General features: G+C 38.5%; 19 protein-coding genes, 2 tRNA genes, 1 other RNA gene and 1 other annotated feature (1 of these 23 only partly in view). Of the genes, 19 read left to right on the top strand and 3 right to left on the bottom strand.

Annotated elements, in window-relative coordinates; translation table 11 throughout:
• Positions 1-231, top strand: a binding site (T-box leader) (it extends 15 nt beyond the left edge of the window).
• A gap of 110 nt (positions 232-341) precedes the next feature.
• Positions 342-1,628: a serine--tRNA ligase gene (serS, locus tag P9E47_RS16845; protein ID WP_326164098.1), complete on the top strand. Its 1,287-nt coding sequence runs from the start codon at positions 342-344 to the stop codon at positions 1,626-1,628.
• 48 nt (positions 1,629-1,676) lie between these two features.
• On the opposite strand, the gene P9E47_RS16840 is transcribed toward serS, so the two are convergent.
• From P9E47_RS16840 to P9E47_RS16830, 3 genes are all read right to left on the bottom strand, one after another.
• A complete protein-coding gene (locus P9E47_RS16840; protein WP_003329784.1) occupies positions 1,677-2,444 on the bottom strand; it encodes a DUF6448 family protein in 768 nt (255 codons plus the stop codon).
• A gap of 101 nt (positions 2,445-2,545) precedes the next feature.
• Positions 2,546-3,991 carry a sensor histidine kinase gene (locus P9E47_RS16835; protein ID WP_326164096.1) on the bottom strand — a complete coding sequence of 482 codons (1,446 nt, stop codon included), beginning with the start codon at positions 3,989-3,991 and terminating at the stop codon, positions 2,546-2,548.
• Positions 3,972-4,676, bottom strand: coding sequence for a response regulator transcription factor (locus tag P9E47_RS16830; protein ID WP_003329786.1), 705 nt, complete (start codon positions 4,674-4,676; stop codon positions 3,972-3,974). The genes P9E47_RS16835 and P9E47_RS16830 overlap by 20 nt, the downstream gene beginning before the upstream one ends.
• A gap of 149 nt (positions 4,677-4,825) precedes the next feature.
• On the opposite strand from P9E47_RS16830, the gene P9E47_RS16825 reads away from it, so the two are divergent.
• The 18 genes from P9E47_RS16825 (at position 4,826) to P9E47_RS16740 (ending at position 22,695) form a co-directional block, all read left to right on the top strand.
• Positions 4,826-4,918, top strand: a tRNA-Ser gene (locus P9E47_RS16825).
• 147 nt (positions 4,919-5,065) lie between these two features.
• A complete protein-coding gene (locus tag P9E47_RS16820; RefSeq protein WP_003329787.1) occupies positions 5,066-7,102 on the top strand; it encodes a stalk domain-containing protein in 2,037 nt (678 codons plus the stop codon).
• A 320-nt stretch (positions 7,103-7,422) separates the two neighbouring features.
• Positions 7,423-8,034, top strand: a complete 612-nt coding sequence (locus P9E47_RS16815) for a succinate dehydrogenase cytochrome b558 subunit (RefSeq protein WP_326164095.1) — start codon at positions 7,423-7,425, stop codon at positions 8,032-8,034.
• Between the two features lie 23 nt (positions 8,035-8,057).
• Positions 8,058-9,827, top strand: coding sequence for a succinate dehydrogenase flavoprotein subunit (gene sdhA, locus P9E47_RS16810; RefSeq protein ID WP_326164093.1), 1,770 nt, complete (start codon positions 8,058-8,060; stop codon positions 9,825-9,827).
• Positions 9,827-10,588, top strand: a complete 762-nt coding sequence (gene sdhB, locus P9E47_RS16805) for a succinate dehydrogenase iron-sulfur subunit (RefSeq protein ID WP_326164091.1) — start codon at positions 9,827-9,829, stop codon at positions 10,586-10,588. Before sdhA ends, sdhB begins: the two co-directional genes overlap by 1 nt.
• Positions 10,589-10,715: 127 nt before the next feature.
• A tRNA-Arg gene (locus P9E47_RS16800) sits at positions 10,716-10,788 on the top strand.
• A gap of 129 nt (positions 10,789-10,917) precedes the next feature.
• The gene (locus P9E47_RS16795; RefSeq protein WP_326164089.1) at positions 10,918-12,252 is read left to right on the top strand and encodes a sensor domain-containing diguanylate cyclase; all 1,335 of its coding nucleotides are present in this window, start codon (positions 10,918-10,920) and stop codon (positions 12,250-12,252) included.
• 128 nt (positions 12,253-12,380) lie between these two features.
• The gene (locus P9E47_RS16790) at positions 12,381-13,088 is read left to right on the top strand and encodes a Crp/Fnr family transcriptional regulator (RefSeq protein ID WP_003329792.1); all 708 of its coding nucleotides are present in this window, start codon (positions 12,381-12,383) and stop codon (positions 13,086-13,088) included.
• Between the two features lie 138 nt (positions 13,089-13,226).
• Positions 13,227-13,496: a hypothetical protein gene (locus P9E47_RS16785; protein ID WP_326164088.1), complete on the top strand. Its 270-nt coding sequence runs from the start codon at positions 13,227-13,229 to the stop codon at positions 13,494-13,496.
• Positions 13,497-13,670: 174 nt separating this feature from the next.
• Positions 13,671-16,313 (top strand): EAL domain-containing protein, encoded by a 2,643-nt coding sequence (locus P9E47_RS16780; RefSeq protein ID WP_326164087.1) that lies wholly within the window; start codon positions 13,671-13,673, stop codon positions 16,311-16,313.
• 107 nt (positions 16,314-16,420) lie between these two features.
• On the top strand, positions 16,421-18,256 hold the full coding sequence (locus P9E47_RS16775) for a LysM peptidoglycan-binding domain-containing protein (protein WP_003329795.1): 1,836 nt from the start codon (positions 16,421-16,423) through the stop codon (positions 18,254-18,256).
• A gap of 115 nt (positions 18,257-18,371) precedes the next feature.
• Entirely contained in the window at positions 18,372-18,857 is a 486-nt protein-coding gene (gene tadA / locus P9E47_RS16770) for a tRNA adenosine(34) deaminase TadA (protein WP_326164085.1), read from the top strand.
• An 87-nt stretch (positions 18,858-18,944) separates the two neighbouring features.
• Positions 18,945-19,209, top strand: an RNA gene (ffs, locus tag P9E47_RS16765) — signal recognition particle sRNA large type.
• Positions 19,210-19,413: 204 nt separating this feature from the next.
• Positions 19,414-21,108 (top strand): DNA polymerase III subunit gamma/tau, encoded by a 1,695-nt coding sequence (gene dnaX / locus P9E47_RS16760; protein WP_326164084.1) that lies wholly within the window; start codon positions 19,414-19,416, stop codon positions 21,106-21,108.
• A 36-nt stretch (positions 21,109-21,144) separates the two neighbouring features.
• Positions 21,145-21,468, top strand: coding sequence for a YbaB/EbfC family nucleoid-associated protein (locus P9E47_RS16755; RefSeq protein ID WP_003329799.1), 324 nt, complete (start codon positions 21,145-21,147; stop codon positions 21,466-21,468).
• A gap of 28 nt (positions 21,469-21,496) precedes the next feature.
• Positions 21,497-22,093: a recombination mediator RecR gene (gene recR / locus P9E47_RS16750; protein ID WP_003329800.1), complete on the top strand. Its 597-nt coding sequence runs from the start codon at positions 21,497-21,499 to the stop codon at positions 22,091-22,093.
• Between the two features lie 19 nt (positions 22,094-22,112).
• Positions 22,113-22,334 (top strand): YaaL family protein, encoded by a 222-nt coding sequence (locus tag P9E47_RS16745; RefSeq protein WP_035198492.1) that lies wholly within the window; start codon positions 22,113-22,115, stop codon positions 22,332-22,334.
• 82 nt (positions 22,335-22,416) lie between these two features.
• Entirely contained in the window at positions 22,417-22,695 is a 279-nt protein-coding gene (locus P9E47_RS16740; RefSeq protein WP_035198546.1) for a pro-sigmaK processing inhibitor BofA family protein, read from the top strand.
• Positions 22,696-23,100 lie beyond the last annotated feature (405 nt).

The raw sequence follows: 23,100 nt of genomic DNA, 5'->3' as shown, positions 1-23,100 counted from the left end.
GGAACTAGTAATAATAATTCTTTTTCTAGAGAGTCGGTGGCTGGTGCAAACCGATAAAGGGCTATTGTGAATCCATCCCTGAGCAAAATATTGAACAGCTGTAAGGCCAATGGATAGCTTTAGAGCTAAGTAAGTATTTTCGGTTTGAAAACCGTTATGATTATGAGTGGAAAAAGGGCTAGTGTCTTTTTTCAATCAGGGTGGCAACGCGGGTTAACTCTCGTCCCTTTTTATAGGGACGGGAGTTTTTTGTTTAGAAAAGCGTAAGTGACCGTTTTTCGAGTCGCTGGTCACTGGAGCTAGACAGTGAAACACTAACTATAATAAAGGAGGAACATAAAATGCTTGATATGAAATTTTTACGAGAAAATTTTGCGGGAATTAAAGAAAAGCTGCAATGTCGTGGTGAGGATTTAGGAGACTTTGACCGTTTTGGTGAGTTGGATGCAAGGCGCCGTGAACTCATTGCCGAAGGTGAAGAACTTAAAAGTAAGCGTAATGAAGTTTCAAAGCAAGTATCTGTATTGAAAAGAGAGAAGCAGGATGCTGATCATCTTATTGCTGAAATGAGAGAAGTTGGCGACCGTATTAAAGTACTTGATGATGAATTACGCACTGTGGAAGATGATCTTCAGCTTTTATTGCTTTCTATTCCGAATGTTCCACATGAAACAGTACCGGTTGGTGAGTCTGAGGATGATAACGTTGTTGTTCGCAAATGGGGCGATATTCGACAATTTTCATTTGAAGCAAAGCCACACTGGGATGTTGCAGATACTCTTGGAATCCTTGACTTTGAGCGGGCAGGAAAGGTTACCGGCAGCCGTTTTGTATTTTATAAAGGCCTGGGTGCCCGCCTTGAACGTGCCCTTATCAGCTTTATGATGGATTACCATTCTGACAACCATGGCTATGAGGAAGTAATCCCGCCTTATATGGTAAACAGAGATAGTATGATTGGAACGGGTCAGCTGCCTAAATTTGAAGAGGATGCTTTTAAAATTGATGGCATGGATTATTTCTTAATTCCAACGGCTGAGGTTCCAGTTACTAATATGCATCGTGACGAAATCCTAGATGGAGCAGAACTTCCAATCGCTTATTGCGGCTATAGTGCATGTTTCCGTTCTGAAGCGGGGTCAGCGGGCCGTGATACACGCGGATTAATCCGCCAGCACCAGTTTAATAAAGTTGAACTTGTTCGCTTTGTGAAACCGGAGGATTCTTATGATGAATTAGAAAAACTTACAGGCCATGCTGAGAAAATTCTTCAGTTATTAGGTCTTCCATATCGTGTTATGAGCATGTGTACAGCTGATCTTGGCTTTACTGCTGCTAAAAAATACGATATTGAAGTGTGGCTTCCAAGCTACGACACATATCGAGAAATTTCTTCTTGCAGTAACTTTGAAGCTTTCCAAGCAAGACGTGCCAACATCCGCTTCCGTCGTGAACCAGGTGCAAAACCAGAGCACGTTCATACACTAAACGGATCTGGATTGGCCATTGGCCGTACCGTTTCAGCTATATTAGAGAATTACCAACAAGAAGATGGCAGTGTTGTAATCCCAGAGGTATTAAGACCTTATATGGGAAATGTTGAGGTTATGAAGCCAAAATCAAAATAAACAGCAACAGAGAAGGGGATTCAAACTGAATCCCCTTTAGTCGTTTATTTACTTGTGTACTTTTCTAAAATGGGCACCACCGAAAATGACGGTTGTTATAAAAAATACACCTGCCAGGCTCCATGGTATTATCGGTAATGAGGCAATTGATTTATAATTTTCATCTCCATGGTCTGCCTCAGCAGCAACATCATGTCCGGCAGTTTCCCCTTCAACATGGGCTGCCCCAGATTCTGTTCCGTGGCCTTCACCATGTTCTTCCCCTTCCGCATAGTGCGTAAATTGAACATAGGCTTCGACATAGTCTCTTCCTGCTTCAACATCATTTACATCAAAGTCCTTTGTCTCAAGAACACGAGCAAATCTTTCTTCCAAACCAGGCATTCTTTCTTCTTCAATTAGTCCTTCAAAGGCATCCAAATTGCCTGCTTCAATACTTTTATCTGCCGCCATTACTGCCTCATCAACAGGTGTGCCTTCTGGCTGAACTCCTGTATATGGGGCGCCTTCACCGGCACGGTGAATTCTAACTAAGTTTTGAAAGAAATATTGGTCAGCAAGATCTTGTGACTCCGGACCGGTGCTTCTGACCTTCATAACCAGGTCAAAGGCATCCTTTACCTCTTTTTCATCTTCTTCGGAAACCCACTTTAAAATGTAATCAATATTATTTGTTTCTAATGCTTTTTGGGCGTCATGTATTACCGGGCCGTCCATTGTATCACAATGGGCGCTTGCCATTGTAGGTATAGAAGCAGCAATCGCCACACTTATTAGTGCTGCTCCAAAAACTTTTGGTATTTTAATTTTTTTCATGAAAAATTGCCTCCCTAAAATAATTTAATTTTGATCTATGCTTTTATGTTAGAGAGACTTTTTGAACTGGATTTGTTCTAATTGTGAACTTTTTTGTCAATTTAAGCTGACTTTAGACTAAAACTAAAGGTAGAGCCTTCATTTACGGTACTCTTAGCCCATGCTTTCCCTTCTAAACGGTTCATAATTTCTTGAACAAGGGATAGACCTAAGCCTGCCCCTTCTTTTGATAAAGGACGATCCTTATCGACCTTATAAAACCTTTTCCAAATATGTTTAAGTTCTTCTGGATAAATGCCGACTCCTGTATCACTTACATGGACATGGACTTCATTTTCATGGGGAACGGCTTTAACCGTTATCGTTCCATCTTCTGGCGTAAAGCGAATGGCATTCGTAATATAGTTAATCAGGACCTGTTCTATTAAATCTTCATCCCCAATTACATTTGGCAACTGGGAAGGTAAATCTGTTTCTAAATTAATGAATTGGTCTTGTGCTAAAGGCATGAGTTTTTCTACGGAAAGGTTGATAACCTCTGGTAATGGAATTTCTCTTTTGTTGACTTTAATTTGACCCGATTCAATTCGGGATAAATCTAACAGACTGTTAACAAGTCGATGGAGCCGGATCGTTTCTTTTAAAATGATTCTTAAATACTTATGGTCCTGTTCTTTGCTATTGATGACGCCATCTAACATTCCTTCTAGATATCCACGGACAGAGGTTAGTGGGGTCCTGAGTTCATGTGAGGCATTAGCCACAAACTCTCTTTGCATGCGTTCCATGGCTACCATTTTATTTTTTTCATTTTCTAAATCCTGCAGTGTTTTATCAAGAGTCTGTCTCATATTATTAAAAGTCAAAGCTAATTTCCCAATCTCATCAGCAGAGTGGACTTTGGGCTGGTGGGTAAAGTTCCCTTTCATCATTTCCAATGAGGCCTTTGTTATTTCGTTAATAGGTCTCGTAATCGACTGGGAGATAAAATAACTAACAAACGCAACAATGATAAGCGAAGTAATTCCCGCAAAGATTACAATTTTCAAGGCTTCAATCACACTTGCCGTAATATCCGAGAGGGGATTACATACAAAAATAACCCCGATTACTTCACGTCCGGCAAGGATAGGTACGGCTACTGAGAGTACAGGGTCATCAATATATTTTACAAAGCCATGACTTGTAATGATTTCGCCGTTTAAGGCTCTTTCAAGTTGGTCCGTTTTTGGCTGCAAATGATTTGTAATGGATTGGTCTTCTAATTCACTGATTAGCTTGCCATCTTTATTTACAATCCACATTCTCGATGTATTCACTAGATTATAATGATCAATGATTTGAATGCTTTCCTTCAATTGGCTATTTTTCAAATGGGGACTTAACAGCCCTGCCATTTTTTCGCCTTGTGTGATTAACTGATGTTCTTTTTCGTTAAAATAATAGCTTTTAAAGAAAAGGTAAAAAAATAAAATGGCGACTGTAATACTAAGCAGTGTTATTAATACATACGTTTTGAGGAGTTTGCTAAATAAGGTTTTTTTCACTTTTGATCACCTCAAACTTATAGCCTACACCCCATACTGTTTGAAGATAAGTATAGGGATGGTTCCCTTCTATTTTTCGGCGCAGTCGCTTAATATGTGTATCGACTGTTCGGGTATCGCCTAGATAAGCATAGCCCCAAATTTTGTCCAACAGTTGGTCCCTTGTAAAGACTTGGCCGGGACTGCTTGAAAGCATCCATAATAGTTCAACTTCCTTGGGGGTTGTAGTTATTTTCTCATCTTGAATGATGACCTCATATTTTGATAAATCAATTGTGAGATGAGGGAAGTGAAGTGTTTTGTCGACATTTCCATTACTTTTAGATCTTCTAAAAATAGCATTGACCCTTGCTACAATTTCTCCAGGGGAAAAGGGCTTTGTGACATAGTCGTCTCCCCCTAAATTTAAGCCAAGGATTTTGTCTGATTCTTCTCCTTTTGCTGAAAGCATGATAATGGGAGTATCCATTGTCAGTCTAAGTTCTTTTGCCACCTGCCAGCCGTCTTTAAAGGGAAGCATAATATCTAAAATAATTAAATCAGGTTGGAACTGTTTTGCTGCTGATAATGCTTCAAGGCCATCTTCAGCGATATGCACTTCAAAATTTTCTGCCTCTAGGTATAGCTTTAAAAGCTCTGATACATTTTCTTCATCATCGACAACTAATATTTTTCTATAATTCACTTTGTTGCCCCCGTTTTTAATTATTTTCTTAAAGGTACTTAAAGTGAATTATAATTTGTTATAAGCTTAAAATAAGTGACATAAGTCATTTTTCTTTTCGATAATTGACACTGTTTTTTCCCTATGGTATATTATTTATTGTCTTACACGGAGGAATACCCAAGTCCGGCTGAAGGGATCGGTCTTGAAAACCGACAGGCGGGTTAAACCGCGCGGGGGTTCGAATCCCTCTTCCTCCGCCATACATAGAAGATTAAGATCGTTACCAAGCGGTAGCGATTTTTTTATTTCCCATTAAATACCAGAATTTTAATAAGTTTGAAATTGTTTTGTAACATAATAGTGGTAGAATTAGAGAGATTGCTTTGGTTTACGAAGGAGGAAATATTTTGAAGAAAAAGATGATAACAGCATTCTTATCTAGTACTCTAGCAATGAATGTATTTTTGCCAAATGTTTATGCAAAGGAAGCACCAAAAGGGGCGTCTGTCACAGAGATGGCTGGTCTAACAATCCTTGTAAATGAGATCCCTGTGGTGTTTGATGTTCCACCTGTAATGAAAAATGATCGGACCTTGGTTCCGTTGCGTGCCATCTTTGAGGCAATGGATGCGAATGTGAATTGGGATGAAAAAAATAGAGCGATTAGTGCGATTAAAAATGAAAAAAATATTAATCTAGTGATCGATTCTGATGTTGCGCAAATTGAAGGAGAAGATCATAAATTAGATGTTCCTGCGACTATTTATAAAGACAGGACGCTTGTTCCTTTGCGTTTCGTAGGAGAGGCTTTTGGCGGCGAGGTCGTTTGGGATGAGAATACAAAGAAAATCAAAATTACATTGCCTGATACCACCTTCCAAACGATTGATGCACCGGTCTATGTAAATGATAACAAGCTTGATTTTGGTTCTTTTACGAGAATTGTTAGGAATGGGGTTACATTTATTCCACTTCAATCAGTATTGGACAATGCGTCTGGTGAATTAACATGGAAGCAGCAGGATGACGGGATTGATGTCCAATGGAATGAAACGAAAATTAAATTTGTAAAAGATAAAAATTATGTCATTGTAGATGGCGAACAAATACAAATTGCAAACCCGTTATTTGATTATAAGGGTACACTTGTAATGCCGATTAATATAATTCCAAAAGTTTTTGGCGGCTATTCCCACTATGATGCTGATACAAAAGAAATCTTTATTTATATCAATCAAGCAAAATTCAAACATGAGTTTCTGAAAAAAGAAGAAGTAATCTTTAAGAAGCCAACGAATGTTGAAAAAGCTAGTTTTGCAGGAAACAGAAGAATCATGATCAGTGATAACCCAGAAAATTTAAATGACCGGACATTACCGGAAGACAATGTTACGTTATGGCATGATGACGTTCAATCTGGAGATGCTGCAGTCAACCATCGTGTGTTTGGCTGGCATATTAGTGAACTGGACAAGACTGCTACGGTAGGAATTACGATTGAAAATCTGTCATCCACCAATGAAATTGAAGTCGTTGATTTTAAAGGTACAAATCGCAAAACCGCCAATGGCTGGGTGAATTGGGATGTTGGGCTACCGCTTGTTGATAATGTATTAAGCGGGAAGGTGATGAGTGTCCAAATGGAAAGTCCTGTTGTAAAAGCGGGGCAAACTGCATTAATGAAGTCATTTGATATTCCAAAAGGGAATACACTAGGATTCCAATATGATTTTACAGTGAAGAAAAAATCTGGAACTGGTGAATTGAAATATAAAATCCGGACAGTTTTAAGTAAAAACGGATCCGATTTAGCGTCGATTAAGTCCAAACCGGTTGAGCTTGACCAAACGGCTAAACACCCACGTGGGGTATGGAGTAGCTCTCAGCTAACTACTGAGCTACCACCATATGAAGTTGGAACTGAAGAAACAGCGTATCAAATTTCAAATGGGGCAACTGACAATCTGATGTCGCAAGAAAATGGTCTCGGTGACAAAGAGCAAATGATAAAAAATCCTGGTCATTTCGGTGCGTCTTATCTTGTGAAGATCCCAATCATTAATAAAACGGGAGAATCAAAGACTGTTAGAGTTAGCGTAGGTGCCCGTGGTGGAATTTACAATGGAGCTGTAAAAGTGGATGGAAAAGTCTATTTAATCCCAACTCTCAAGCCTATGACGGAATTAGCTACTATCATTGATTATGTTTCTGAAAAAGAAAAAGGATTGGTCGAACTTGAAATCATGCATGCTGGCGGCTCAGCATTGCCACTTGCGATTGATTTAGTTACGGTAGAAGAGAAACTGGAACAAATAGAGGAAACGCAAGAATTAAAGAATGTTCAAGATGCTGAGAATAATGTTCAGGATCCTGGCAAACTAGCAGAATCGCAGGATGTGAAGAATTCACAGGCACCACAGGAAGTACAAGAAAATGTACAGTAGTTTTGCCGTAGCTAATATATCATATATTGAAGTTTAACGAAGCCCGTTGTCACGGGCTTTATTTTATTGGGATTTATGTCCAATTTGTGTATTATATGTTGCTATTTGTAGATTTAAGTCTTTTTTTGTAGGTAGGCAACTATAGTATGCATGTAGGTTAAAAAAGAGATAGGTTAGCAGTGATTTAGAAAAAATTTTAAATATGTTTGTGAAAAAATTCACAAACCTACGTGATTGGAGGGAAAAATCGATCATATGATAACTGGTTTAAGAATTTAGAAATAATTTTTTTGCTAGTAAATAAAGGAGGTTTAAGAGTAATGGGTATTGGAAACCACGAAAATTTCTACCGGAAGCTGCATTCTTTAGCTGGAATAATTCCAGTAGGGGTCTTTTTAACCTTTCATTTATTTTTAAACTATAGTGCAGTATGGGGAGAGGATGCTTACAATACGGCATCTGGATTTATGGGAAATTTGCCATTTAAGTATGCCTTAGAAATATTTATTATCTTTTTGCCGTTGTTTTACCATGCTATTTATGGTGCCAAGATTGCTCTACAAGCAAAAAATAATGTGGGCCAATATAAGTACATGCGAAATTGGATGTTTTTCTTTCAAAGATTAACAGGTTTCATTGCGTTCGCCTTTGTAATTTGGCATGTATGGCAAACGAGGGTGCAGGCGGAACTGGGTGTACATGTAGATTTTAATATGATGGCTAGTATCGTAGAAAATCCTCTATCAATAGTCTTATATATTATTGGTATTTTATCTGCTATTTATCATTTTACTAATGGAATTTGGACGTTTCTAATCACCTGGGGAATTACAGTTTCTCCAAAGTCGCAAAAGATACTTCAATATATAACAATCGCTTTGTTTTTTGCATTATCGTTTGTTGGATTACGTGCAATTTTTGCATTCATCTAATGAAAAGGAAGGGAGTCTTTCTGATGCAAAACGGAAAGGTTATTGTCGTTGGAGGCGGTTTAGCCGGCCTTATGGCTACGATTAAAATAGCAGAAGCCGGAAAAAAAATAGATTTATTTTCGATTGTACCAGTAAAACGATCTCATTCTGTTTGTGCCCAAGGTGGAATTAATGGCGCTGTAAATACAAAAGGAGAGAATGATTCTCCGTGGGAACATTTTGATGACACGATCTATGGCGGGGATTTTCTTGCCAATCAACCTCCAGTGAAGGCGATGTGTGAGGCAGCACCCAAGATTATCCATATGTTTGACCGGATGGGAGTTATGTTTAATCGAACACCAGAGGGCCTCTTGGATTTTCGTAGATTTGGAGGTACCCAGCATCATAGAACAGCATATGCAGGAGCCACGACGGGGCAGCAATTATTGTATGCTCTTGATGAACAGGTTCGTTGCTATGAAACAACGGGTACAGTAACTAAATACGAAAGTTGGGAGTTTGTATCAGTCATACTTGATGAAGCTGGTGTTTGTCGGGGAATTACTGCTCAAAATTTAAAAACGATGGAGATTGTGCCATTCCGGGCAGATGCAGTCATTTTGGCAACAGGTGGACTGGGAATTATCTTCGGAAAGTCTACCAATTCGACTATTAATACCGGATATGCTGCCGCAAGGATATATCAGCAGGGTGCGTATTTTGCAAATGGTGAGTTTATTCAAATCCATCCAACTGCAATCCCGGGTGATGATAAAAACCGACTAATGAGTGAGTCTGCTCGTGGGGAAGGCGGAAGGATCTGGACCTATAAGGATGGAAAGCCTTGGTACTTCCTTGAGGAGAAATATCCTGCCTATGGTAACCTAGTTCCTCGTGATATCGCAACTCGAGAAATCTTCGATGTTTGTGTTAATCAAAAGTTAGGCGTCGACGGGGAAAATAAAGTATTTCTTGATTTATCCCATATTGATCCGAAGCAACTAGATATAAAACTAGGCGGTATTATGGAGATTTATGAAAAATTTGTAGGAGACGACCCTCGTAAAGTCCCTATGAAAATTTTCCCTGGCGTCCATTACTCAATGGGTGGCTTATGGGTCGACTTTAATCAACAAACTAGTATCCCAGGCTTATTTGCAGCCGGTGAATGTGATTATTCACAGCATGGCGCCAATCGACTTGGAGCTAACTCATTATTATCAGCTGTATATGGCGGTTTTGTAGCTGGTCCAAAGGCACTTGAATATATTGGTGGTCTAAATAAAACAAGTGACACGATGTCTAGTGCTATATTTGATAAGCAAGTGAGAGAGGACCAAGAAAAATATGATTCTATCCTTTCAATGAAAGGCACTGAAAATGCGTATAGGCTTCATAAAGAGCTAGGAGAGCTTATGACTGAAAATGTAACAGTTGTAAGGGAGAATAAAAAGCTGAAGGAAACGTATGCGAAGCTTCAGGTATTAGCCGAACGCTATAAAAATATTAATCTTGAGGATACGGCAAAATGGTCTAATACAAGTGCAGCGTTTGTCCGCCAATTAGAGGGAATGATTAATCTTGCCCATGTGATTACACTTGGTGCCCTTAACCGTGACGAAAGCCGTGGGGCCCATTACAAGCCTGAATTCCCTGACCGTAATGATGAAGAATGGTTGAAAACAACGATGGCCAAATACAACACTACAAAAAATGAGCCAGAAATTTCTTATCAAGAGGTTGATATTTCTCTTATTAAGCCAAGAAAACGAGATTATACGAAAGCGAAGAAGAAAGGAGCGGAGAACTGATGGGGGCAAGTGGGAAAAATAACATTCAATTAATTGTGACACGTCAAAAGGATATGAATTCTGCTCCTTATGAAGAAGAATTTGTAATCCCCTATCGCCCAAACATGAATGTAATTTCAGCGCTGCTAGAGATTCGCAGAAACCCAATCAATGCAAAAGGAGAAGCTACAACAGCAGTTGTTTGGGAAAGTGTCTGCCTAGAAGAAGTTTGTGGAGCCTGTTCTATGGTTATCAACGGAAAGCCTCGTCAAGCATGTTCAACTCTTATTGATCAGCTTGAACAGCCCATTCGCTTAGCACCTTTAAAAACCTTTCCAGTCATCCGTGATCTATGGGTGGACCGAGAGCGCATGTTTGACGCATTGAAAAAGGTAAAGGCTTGGATTCCAATCGATGGTACCTATGATTTGGGACCTGGTCCAAGAATGCCAGAGAAAACAAGGCAATGGGCTTATGAGTTATCAAAATGTATGACATGTGGCTGCTGTTTAGAGGCATGTCCGAATGTGAACAGTAAATCAAAATTTATGGGACCAGCGCCAATACAGCAAGTCCGTTTATTTAATGCCCACCCAACCGGAAGCATGAATAAAGAAGAGCGTCTGGAGGCCATTATGGGTGAAGGCGGCATTACGAATTGCGGTAACTCACAAAACTGTGTTGAAGTATGTCCGAAAGGAATTCCATTAACAACTTCAATCGCCCATTTGAATCGCGAAACAACCATTCAGTCCTTTAAAAATTTTTTTGGAAGTTTCTAATAATAGTAAAGCAGAAAGGGTCCCGTATAATATACTGGGTCCTTTCTACCTTTAATTTTTTCAGACTCTAGGGTTTACTTTTTTGTTATTGTTATTATAATTAATAAATGTACACAATTTAATATCTGGCTCCGTAGCTCAGCGGATAGAGCGTCGGTTTCCTAAACCGTGCGTCGGAGGTTCGATTCCTCTCGGGGCCGTCCCAAAACTCTTGATATATCAAGGGTTTTTTGTTTTGGCTTAATATTGCTTTCAAAAAATATTTATTAAATAAAAATGTATGTTAAAATGTTTTTTATATTATTCCCTGACAGCAAGAGGTGACGAAAATGCTAAGGTTTTCTAAGTTTATCGACCATTCAGGTGATATTCAGCAACTACGTGAAAGTGAATTACAATATCGCCAATTGGTTGAGCTATCACCAGATACGATTGCTGTACACCAGGAAGGTAAATTTGTGTATATTAACCCTGCTGGATTAAAGCTATTACATGCCAATCATGAAGAAGAACTGATTGGAAAATCAATTTTTGACATTGTTCATCCAGATTATCGAGATCTGGCACAGCAGCGTGTGCACCAATCCTATTTTGAACATAAGATAAATGAGTTAGCCAAAGAAAAATTCATAACACTGGATGGACAGGTCATCGATGTTGAGGTAATCACGTCCCCGATTTCTTTTAGGGGGAAACCTGCCACTCAAGTAATTGTCAGGGACATAACAGAGCGACTCAGATTAGAGGAAGACCTACGACAAAGCCATCAACGCATGCAACGTATTTTAACTAAGGCTCGAATTGAGACTGCGCTCGTTGATGTGGAGGGAGGACGACTCTTAGGGACAGATTCCACGCTACAACAAATATTGGGGTATTCTGAGGAAGAACTACTGTATAAAACCTTTTCAGAGCTTACATATCCTGAAGACACACGGAAGAATCTGGATCTGTACGAGGAGCTTCTTGAAGGAAAACGAGAGCATTATCATATGGAAAAACGGTATATTCGTAAGGATGGTAGCATCATTTGGGGTGATCTAACTGTCAGTCTAGTTAATGAAAATCCACCGTCCATTATGGCGATGGTTAAAGATATTACAGAACGAAAACTAGCCGAGCAGCAATTGAGAGAAGCACAAGAGCTTTGGCAGCAGATATCTACTTTGGATGGATTAACGGGAATTGCGAATCGGCGGTATTTTGATGAGAAATTAGAAAGTGAGTGGGAGAATTCAATACGGAATTCAACATCATTGTCCTTGCTATTAATTGATATAGATTATTTTAAGGCCTATAACGATACGTATGGTCATTTAGGCGGTGATAAATGTCTGAGAAAGGTCGCAAAAACTCTTAAAGAGACGTTAAAGAAGCCAAGTGATCTTGCATGTCGTTATGGCGGAGAGGAATTTGTGATCATTCTGCCTGACACAGATGGTGAAGGAGCAAGGGGCATTGCAGAGAATATAAGAATGGCCATTGAACAGTTAAAAATACCACATAAACAATCTAAGGTAAGCGACCATGTCACTGTATGTGTAGGCTATGCTACAAAGAAACCGAATAGTTTTATGAGGATTAAAGATTTTATCTACCAATCTGATCAAGCCCTTTATATGGCTAAAGAAGAGGGAAGAAATAGAATTAAAGGTTTTGCTTAACTACATTTGTGAAGATTTGAAGGCATTTCCCTTGTAAGCAGTGTGAAGATGTCCAGTGTAAATTATAATAAGATTATTATAAGATAATGAAATCTATTATACTGCTTGTGCTAGGGGGGTTAGGAAATATGAATATTGAGTTTTTAAGGAGCATCCCTTTTTTCCAAAATGTTTCGGATAATATTATTAGTACTTTAAGTTTAAAGGTGAAAACGGCAACCTATAAAAAAGGAGAGATTATATTTTCTGAATGTGATGAATCAAAAGCGATTTATTTTGTGAAGAGCGGAACAGTCAAAATAAAGAAAGTTAATCATCAGGGGAAAGAGTTGGTTGTTTGCATTAAACGGCCAGGCAATCTTTTTGCGGAGGTATCTGTGTTCAGTAAACCGGGCTCTACGTATCCCGGAACAGCACAAACACTAGCCGACACAGAGGTATTATATTTGCTGGCTTCCGATGTAGAGGAACTAATGGGAACAAATCCAAGCTTTTCAGTTGAAATGATTCGCTTTATGGCGGGGCAATTACATTCATTTTCGAATATATTGGCGGATGTAGCACTATTAGATGTCTATACAAAAACGGTTAAAACAATTGAAAGACTTGCGAATGATTTTGGAAAAAGAACCAAATGTGGCGTGAAAATAGAACTCCCGCTAACGATACAAGAACTAGCCAATATTATTGGAGCAACCCGTGAAAGTGTAAATCGGGTAATCGTGAAGTTGAAGGAACAGGGGTCGATTACTTTTGATGATAAAAATATTGTGATTACGAATAGATGTGATTTTTGCAAGAGATTTGCGGAAACTGCTAGTTCTGTAAATTATTAAAAACTATATTCAGAGACCTTTTTCCGCCTAATAACGCGTAATAATCGACAATAACCAATGATAAAAGCTAAAAACTTCTAGCACGAACCGACGACCTTTTTACTAGAGGAAGATTATCCTTAAGTAGAGGTGAATGGTATGTATAAGACGATTACTTTACGAGTTTCCGAGGAGGAATTGCAAAAAATTGAAAGCTTGAGAGAGCAGCACTTTCAAAAGTTTCATGCCCCTATAAGTCAAAGCCAGCTCATCAGAAATTTAATTCATGAAAAGTGTAAAGAACCGGATAACATAGCGGGAGTAAAGGAAAAAGCAGATTTATTTACTGAAAAAGAAATCGCCCATAAAAGAGATATCACGATTGTTGATCGATTGAGGGAACGAAGATGGGGTCGGGCGAAAGATTAAAAGAATAAACTTAAATTACATTAGGTAGGCTCATGGAGTCTACCTTTTTTGTTGCATTTTGTCGAATTTCCGACAATCCTTCTTTCACTATGGAAATTAATCTCCTTCAGTGAAAAAAATCACGGTTTTGCTACGGAAAATTAACTATATTTTCAATAGAGGAAAGTAGGTGACATGGTGGCTGGTTTTTCAATCTTCAAATCAAGTTCATTTAGACTGGGAATTTCTCTAGCATTACTTTTTACAGTAATCATAGGGAGTTTTTATATAATTTCTTACTCGCTTTCTCAAGAAGAGAATGTGTCCCATATGATCAATGTTGCGGGCAGGGAGCGAATGCTAACTGAAAAAATGAGCAAGAAGGCCATTCAATATGTCTTTATGGAAGGTCTTTATACGAAGAAAGAGCTTCAAGAATCAATGGGTACATTCGAAAAAAACTTTTATGGTTTAATGAATGGCAGCAATGAGCTTGGCTTAGTAAAGCTGGAGGATAAAGAGATTCAGGCACAGTTTCAAAAAACTATGGAGATTTGGAACGATGTAAAGGAAGATTACCAATTACTTTTAATAGAGAATGATAAAGAGCAACAAAAGGTAATAGTCAGTAAAATCAATCTAAAAAGTATAGACCAAATTGAAAGTTTAGACAAGCTAGTCAACTTAATTGAACAATCAGGTCGAAAGAGCTTGCAAGGATTAAATTCCCAAAAGCTTTTTCTTATTTTTTCAAATCTGCTTTTGATCATCATTTTATTTGTGGTCTGGCACTTTTTCCGAAATATAAAAAATAGTGAAAGAAAATATAGACTGTTAGTCGATCATTCTCCAATGGGGATTATGACTGTACAGGAAGACAAAATTACATTCATAAATAAATCAGGGTATCAGACACTCGGTGCTGATGATAGCAGTGAAGTAGTTGGAAGAAATGTTCATGACTTTATCAATCCTGAAATCAAAGCATCGATAAAGAAAGATGAATTGATTGAAGAAAAGGGTAAAAGGATTGACGAAAATGATATCGATTTAGAAATGGTATTAATCCCCTTGAACACAGTATTGAACAATAATGAATTAATCATTTTTAAGGATATTACAGAAAAAATTCAGTCCAAAACAGAGGCTGAAAACATTTATAAGGAGCTTATTAATCTAAAGTCCGCCTTAGAAGTTTCCAGTATTGTAGAGGTAGTAGATAAAAAAGGTAGGATAGTTTATGTAAATGATAAATTCTGTAATATCTCTAAATACAGTGCAGAAGAGGTTATTGGTAAGACCCACCGCATCCTTAACTCAGGCTACCATACAGCAGATTTTTATCAAAATTTATGGGAAACAATTAACAAAGGACAAGTCTGGGAAGGCCAGGTAAAAAACAAAGCAAAGGATGGCAGCTATTATTGGGTGCAGACGATTATTGTTCCTTTCATTAATAGCAAAGGGGAACCTTATCAGTTTATTACAATAAGAAATGATATTACGGCAAGAAAAGAAGCTGAAAAAGAAATTAAATTACTAGCAACTCATGATCATTTAACACATTTAACAAATCGTAGAAAATTTGAATATGAATTGCAGCAAGCTATTAGAAAACATAATAGTGTTGCGGTTTTATTCATAGATTTAGATCGATTTAAGTATGTTAATGATACACTTGGTCATAGTATTGGTGATAACCTGATAAAAGCAGTGGCTAAACGATTAAAAGGTATTGTTGAAAAGGATGCTATTGTTTCCCGTCAAGGTGGAGATGAATTTACAATTTTGGTAAACTACCGCGATAGAAATTCAATTGAAATTATTGCAAAGGAAATGATAGACCGAATCAAACAGCCTTATATGATTGAACAAAAAGAGATTTTAATAACTTGCAGTATTGGGATTAGCATCTATCCCGAACACGGAAATGATATTGAAACAATAATGAAAAATGCCGATGTTGCCATGTACTGGTCCAAGGATAAAGGGAAAGATGGCTTCTCATTTTATGAGCCCCATATGAAAGAGAAATCAGTAAGAATTATGCAGCTAGAATTGGAATTACGTAAAGCAATTGATAATAATGAGTTCATTCTTTATTATCAGCCGAAGATTGATTTAAAGACAAATGAGATTTCTGGTTGTGAAGCTTTAATCCGCTGGAACCATCCAACAATGGGGATGGTTTCTCCGGCGGAATTCATCCCATTAGCCGAAGAGACAGGGCTTATTAGTCAAATTGGAGAGTGGGTTTTAAGAGAGGCCTGCCTACAAAATAGGAAGTGGCACGAGGCAGGCTACAATAATTTTATAATGGCAGTTAATATGTCAGCTCATCAATTTAAACAACCAACGATGATTGGGATGATCGAACGTATCTTACATGAAACGAATCATGAAGCGAAACATTTAGAAATTGAAGTTACTGAAAGTGTATCAATGCTGTCTGAAGAAGTGATTATGAGTCAGTTATACGCTTTAAAACGATTAGGTGTAAGCATAGCTATTGATGACTTTGGTACAGGTTATAGTTCCTTGAAGTATTTGGATATGCTTCCAGCTGATGTTTTGAAAATTGATAAATCTTTTATCGATGAAATTGGACGCATGAATCACCTTTCATCATCACTCATGACAAATGCAATTATTTCTTTAGCCAAATCTCTTAAAATGAAGGTCGTTGCGGAGGGTATTGAAAATATTGATCAGATTCATTATCTAAAACTCCACAATTGTGAGTACGGCCAAGGATATTTAATCAGCAAGCCTTTACCGGCATGTGAATTAGAAATGAAATTCATGAGAAGTAATGAAAAAGTATTTTTGGCTGTCTAAGCCTTATTTAAGGACTGTCCGTGTGATAGTGCTTTTTTCTTTGTCAAAAATATCCCCTTCCTGCATATATTGATGTAGATGTCTAGGTGAGGGGGATGAGACTCAAAATGTATTTTCGGCAAATCATGTATGTTGTGCAGCCTGGGGAATCTTTAGCTTCAATTGCACAGAAGTTTAACACGACAGTCCAAGGTATTAAAGATGAAAACCGTTTAACGTCTAATGTTATTTTTATTGGTCAGCCTTTAACCGTTCCTTCTAATTTGGAAAAAACGGTATATAATGTTCAGCCGGGAGATGACTTGTATACAATTGCGACAAGATTTGGCTTAGATGTTGAAGAATTAAAAGGAATGAACCGCTTAGAGGATAATATTATTTATGCTAATCAACAGCTTGTTATTCCTGAGGAATTTAATGTTGACTATTATATTGTTCAAGCAGGGGATTCCTTATATACACTTTCGGAACGGTTTGAAACTACTGTTGAACAGATAAAGAATCTGAATAATTTACGTTCAAACATTATTTATATCGGGCAACGGCTAAAAGTATCAGAAGGATACGAGAGACAGACGGTATATACTGTTAAATCGGGGGATTCCTTATACAGTATCGCTAACAGGTACAATACAACAGTTGAGAGTATAATGACTCTAAATAACTTAGAAAATATGGATTTAAATATTGGCCAAAAGCTGACTATCCCTGTGTTTTCAGAAGTGGTTGTTAATGTTGATACTGCCAATGTCAGGGAGAGACCAGGGGCAGCCTACAATGTTTTGGCACAAATGGCCCGTGGGGCTAGGCTACCACTCCTAGGTGTTCAAGGGGATTGGTATAGGGTTGCATTATTTAATGGAAACCCTGGGTGGATTTCAAAAACGGTAACAGCATTGCGTGCCTATGATGGTTCCGAACCAATTGTTCAAATTTTAGGCTACTATACATTAGAAGAAGGTCCAACACTTCCAAGCTCCTATCAGTCGTTTGTTACTAACATAGAGCAAATATCACAGGCCGGTTTGTTCATGTTTAGAATCAGCAAAGATAATCCGACAACAATTGATAAGTTCGGTGAATTTACAGATGACGAAGTCCGGGCGGTAGTTACTATCGGTCACCGCCATAATGTGAAAATGCTCGCAACAGTCCATAACCTTTTATATGACGAAGGAGTCGAGCTTGCTAAACGCGTTATCCATGAGCTTGTATCGTCTGAACAAAATATGAATGCTTTTGCCATGAATTTAGTTCGACTTGTTGAGCGTTATGGATTAGATGGTGTCGACATTGATATTGAAGATGTATTAGAGGAAGACAGAGATCGCTTGACCCAGTTATATCGCGTGATCGGGCGTGTTTTCGATGAGCGGGGCTACTTCTTCTCCACTGCTGTGCCATCGAAAACGGGGCCTAATGACCCGAGTGTATTTGCGAAACCGTTTGATTATCCGAATCTTCATCAGCCAACAGATCAGTTTGTTATTATGCTGTATAATGAACATGGCTGGCCTGGTAGTGGTCCAGGACCGGTTGTTTCAATTGGGCGGATGGAAACTGTTTTACGATATGCGATGACAGTTATGCCTAAAGAAAAGATCGTAGCCGCTGTTTCCGTATTTGGTTTTGATTTTAACCTGCAAACAGGTCGTGCATCGTATGTAACTTATGACATGGCAATAAATTTAGCAAAGAAGCATAATAAAGAAATTACTTTTGATAAAGAAACACAAACTCCAATGTTCGCTTATACAGATGAAAATGGTGTTAACCATGAAGTATGGTTTGAAGACCGTGCGAGTATCCAAGCGAAAGTACGGTTAGCGAACCGTTTAGGAATACGGGGCTTGGCACTTTGGAGATTAGGAATGGAAGACCCGGCAATCTGGACGATGCTTCGAGATGATGCTGTTGTTAGAAAAATGGGTCTTGAGCGATGATTGAATGGAATGACTGAATGAAAAAACTGTAGGCACGGTTGCTTGCAGTTTTTTTGTTTTTGTTAAAGTTCCCTTATAATAGTGGAAGATGTTGTGTACGCAAAGGAGAAATTTTATGACTAGCCAAGATGAATTATTTATGAAGGCTGCTATTGAGGAAGCAAAAAAAGCAGAAGCAATCGGTGAAGTTCCGATTGGAGCTGTCATTGTAAAAGATGGAGAAATTATTTCTACAGCATATAATTTGAGAGAAACCGAGCAAAGGGCTGTTGCCCATGCGGAATTGTTAGTGATCGATGATGCCTGCCAAAAGTTAGGGACATGGCGGCTTTCTGAAACTACTTTATACGTTACATTGGAGCCATGCCCAATGTGTGCCGGGGCTATCGTGTTATCAAGAGTTGATCGTGTAGTGTATGGGGCAAAGGATCCGAAAGGCGGCTGTGCCGGAACGCTCATGAATTTATTACAGGATGATCGTTTCAACCATATGGCTGAGGTGACCAGCGGTGTGTTAGAGGATGAATGTGCTGCATTACTAAGTAACTTTTTCAAAGGGTTGCGTGAAAAGAAAAAGCAGACAAAGACGATGATATTGTAAAAGTAAAATGTACCTTGGCAAATGTACAAACAATTACCACCGCTTATCTTATTGATTTTTTGGATAAAAGACTATATACTTAGGGAGTCGTGCTAAGCGGGGAGGTAGCGGTGCCCTGTACTCGCAATCCGCTGTAGCGAGGCCGAATCCCTTCTCGAGGTTGGTAGCCGTAAGGCCTGCCTTAAGTAAGTGGTGTTGACGTCTGGGTCCTACGCAACGGGAACCCACGAACCCTGTCAGGTCCGGAAGGAAGCAGCAGTAAGTGGATCATCTTGTGTGCCGTAGGGTTGCCTGGGCCGAGCTAACTGCTTAAGTAACGCTTATGGCTGCCATATCGACAGAAGGTGCACGACACCTACATATGAAATTAAAAACTCACCAATAGGGTGAGTTTTTTTCTTTAATCAGTTATAATTATTTAGTACATATGAAATAGATTAGAAAGACACGGCTTGCCGCCAGTAATGGCGGAAGTCGATGTCCTTTCTTATACTATCTACAAATTAGAATAATAAGTTTTGATAGTACAAAAAAGAGGTAAAAGGAGGCATGGGAAATGGCTTATCAAGCGTTATATCGTGTTTGGAGACCGCAAACATTTCATGATGTTGTCGGTCAGGAGCATATCACTAGAACATTGCAAAATGCTTTAGTTCAGGAAAAGTTTTCCCATGCTTATTTATTTTCCGGTCCACGTGGAACAGGAAAAACGAGTGCGGCTAAGATTTTGGCTAAGGCCGTTAACTGTGAGCGGGCACCGGTAAGTGAACCTTGTAACGAGTGTGATGCTTGTAGAGGTATTACAAACGGCTCGATATCGGATGTTATTGAAATTGATGCTGCCTCAAATAATGGCGTCGAAGAAATTCGAGATATACGGGATAAAGTTAAATATGCACCAAGTGCTGTTCGTTATAAGGTATATATCATCGATGAGGTACATATGCTTTCTATTGGAGCCTTTAACGCACTACTAAAAACATTAGAAGAGCCGCCGAAACATGTTATTTTTATTTTAGCAACAACTGAACCGCATAAAATCCCGCTAACGATTATTTCTCGTTGTCAGCGTTTTGAATTTAAACGAATTCCTCCTCGAGCGATGGTCGAACGAATGAAGGAAATTATGGATTCAAATAATATTGAGACAGAAGAGCAAGCTTTGCCATTAATCGCAAAGGCTGCTGAAGGCGGAATGCGTGATGCATTAAGCCTTCTTGATCAAGCAATTTCCTTTAGTGGTGAGAAAGTAACGGTTGAGGATGTGCTTTCTATTACAGGAGCTGTTTCTCAGCAATTTCTAGTTGAGACTGCAGGGAATTTATTGAACAGGGATGTAGTAGAAGCGTTACATACAGTGGATAAGCTTTTAAGGCTAGGTAAAGAGCCAGCTCGTTTTATTGAGGATTTAATTTTTTACTTTAGAGATATGCTTTTATATCAAACTGCACCGAATCTAGAGGGAATGATGGAGCGGGCGATTGTTGATGATGGGTTTAAGACATTAACTGCTGAAACATCACCAGATCAAATCTATACAATCATAAATGGGCTTAATGAAAGCCAGCAAGAAATGAAATGGACGAATCATCCGAAGATTTTCCTGGAGTTGGCTTTAGTGAAAATCTGCCAGCAGGGTAGTGCAGGAACAGGTGGCTCAGGATCCAATGAACAAATTGGTGCACTCCTTGACCGGATCAATCGGTTGGAATCGGAATTAAACGAGTGGAAGAAAAATGGTTCAATGATCGATTCGGGAAGAGGTTCTGAACCACACCAAGCGGAGAGGAAACCTGTAAAAACAGGGTCAGGCCGAAACTCCAGAAAGGCAACAGGCCCGGTAAGGGAAATGTTGAAAACCGCATCAAAGCAGGACCTCAGCCGGTTATCAAGCCAGTGGGGCTTATTTCTAGATAATTTGAAAAATCGAGAAATTGCTGCGCAGGCGATGATTCTAGATGCCAAAGTCGTTGCAGCCTCAAAGTCAGCCTTCGTTCTTGCCTTTAAACACGAATTTCACTGTCAAATGGCATCAACAAATAAACGTGATATAATTGAAAAGGTCCTTCGTGAAACAACCGGATTAGATTTGAAAATGCATGCGATCACTCTTGAAGAGTGGGAAGATGTTAAAGAAGAATTCATTCGCAAGCAAAAGAATGAAAATGAAGAGGAAGTACCTGAAGAAGATCCATTAATAGCAGAAGCAAAGAAATTATTTGGTTCTGATTTAATTGAAATAAAAGATTAACAAATTATTGAATATACTTATAGGAGGTTTCACAATATGCGTGGTGGAATGGGAAATATGAATAATATGATGAAGCAAGTTCAAAAAATGCAAAAACAAATGCAGCAGTCTCAGGAAGAATTATTGGCGATGGTATTTGAGGGAACAGCTGGCGGCGGTATGGTCACTGTCACTGTTACTGGAGGTAAAATTGTCCAGGAAGTAAAAATTAAAGAAGAAGTAGTAGATCCTGAAGATATCGAAATGCTTCAAGATTTAATCTTAGCTGCAACAAATGATGCACTAAAGAAGGTTGATGAAAAAACAAACCAAACAATGGGTAAATATACGCAAGGTTTAAATATTCCAGGTCTATTTTAATGGCATTTAAAAAGAGGAGAAAAATAGAATGCATTACCCTGAACCAATTGCAAAGCTGATTGATAGCTTTATGAAATTGCCAGGTATCGGTCCTAAAACGGCCGTTCGTCTGGCTTTTTTTGTATTAAAAATGAAAGAGGAAGATGTATTAGATTTCGGTAAAGCCTTAGTAAATGCCAAAAGAAATCTGACGCATTGCTCCGTCTGCTTTAATATAACGGACCGAGACCCATGCTCCATTTGTGATGACCATTACCGGGATCGCAGTGTAATTTGTGTTGTCCAGGACCCAAAGGATGTCATTGCTATGGAAAAAATGAAGGAGTATCATGGACTGTACCATGTTCTTCACGGCGCAATTTCACCAATGGATGGTGTAGGTCCGGAAGATATTAAAGTAGCGGAACTATTGAAAAGATTGCAGGATGAAGAAGTAAAGGAAATTATCCTTGCCACAAACCCGAATATAGAAGGAGAAGCAACAGCTATGTATATTTCACGTCTAGTCAAGCCATCGGGTATTCGAATTACTAGAATTGCCCATGGTCTGCCGGTTGGTGGGGACTTAGAATATGCAGATGAGGTCACCCTATCAAAGGCATTAGAAGGACGACGTGAATTATAAGGAACAGGGGGATTAGTTGATGTTTTTCCGCCGCAAAGGGAAGCTTCGAAGAGAGACAGATCAAAAACTTTGGAATTCTTTAAATGAATTGAAAGATGAATGGATGAGAAATAAAGTATTAGTAGAAAAAAGTATTGACCCGAGTGTACATTTACTGAATGAGCTAAAAATTTCAGAAGCTAAATATTTTTATTTAGTAAGAGAGGCTAAATTCCGTAATCTATCAGCAGACCGAAAATAAAGAGCCTCTCTTTGTTCTTTTTTTAACTTCCCTTTCATAGTAATGATAATAAGTGGGACAAAGTATGAAAGGGGAAGGGATGATGGATATAAGCATATTTGAACCGACAACGATTATCGTTGTTCTCGGAGGGCTAATGGGTCTCCTATTAATCTTAGGCGCTCCGATTAAGCCAATAAGATTGGTAGGCAGCGGTCTTGTAAAGATCATGATTGGCGCCTTGGGTCTTTTCATTATAAATTCAATTGGGACATTAATGGATTTTCATATTCCAATTAATTTCATTACAGCTTGCATTAGTGGATTTTTAGGCATCCCCGGTATGGCGGCTCTCATAGCTATTGATCAAATAATTCTATAATCCAATTACAAGTGGTTAAAGCCATTTGTATTTTTTTGTAGAAATTTGTTGACTTAGATTTTTGGAGATGGTATATTATTAAAGTCGCAGTTAGCGATGTTCACAAAAAGTTCACAATCGCAGGTGCAGTTAAAGGAATTTGTTGATTTAATTACAAAATTCCTTGACATCAAGCAGACGATGTTGTAAGATGTATAAAGTCTCTACAAGAAGAGAACTTAAGTAAAAAAGTTGTTGACTTCCACGAAATAAAATGTTATGATGTTTTATGTCGCTGTTAGTAAACAACGAGCAAGATTGAAATGATCTTTGAAAACTAAACGAAATGTCAAGCGTGCAAATAAAGTTGAACCTTGAGTTCAACACCAAGTCAGTATTAATTTCGAGCAATCAAACACTTTTCGG

The sequence above is a fragment of the Schinkia azotoformans genome (assembly GCF_035811335.1).
In the GTDB taxonomy this organism is placed as follows: Bacteria; Bacillota; Bacilli; order Bacillales; family Bacillaceae_J; genus Schinkia; species Schinkia azotoformans.
This window is presented reverse-complemented; position numbering and strand designations above follow the sequence as displayed.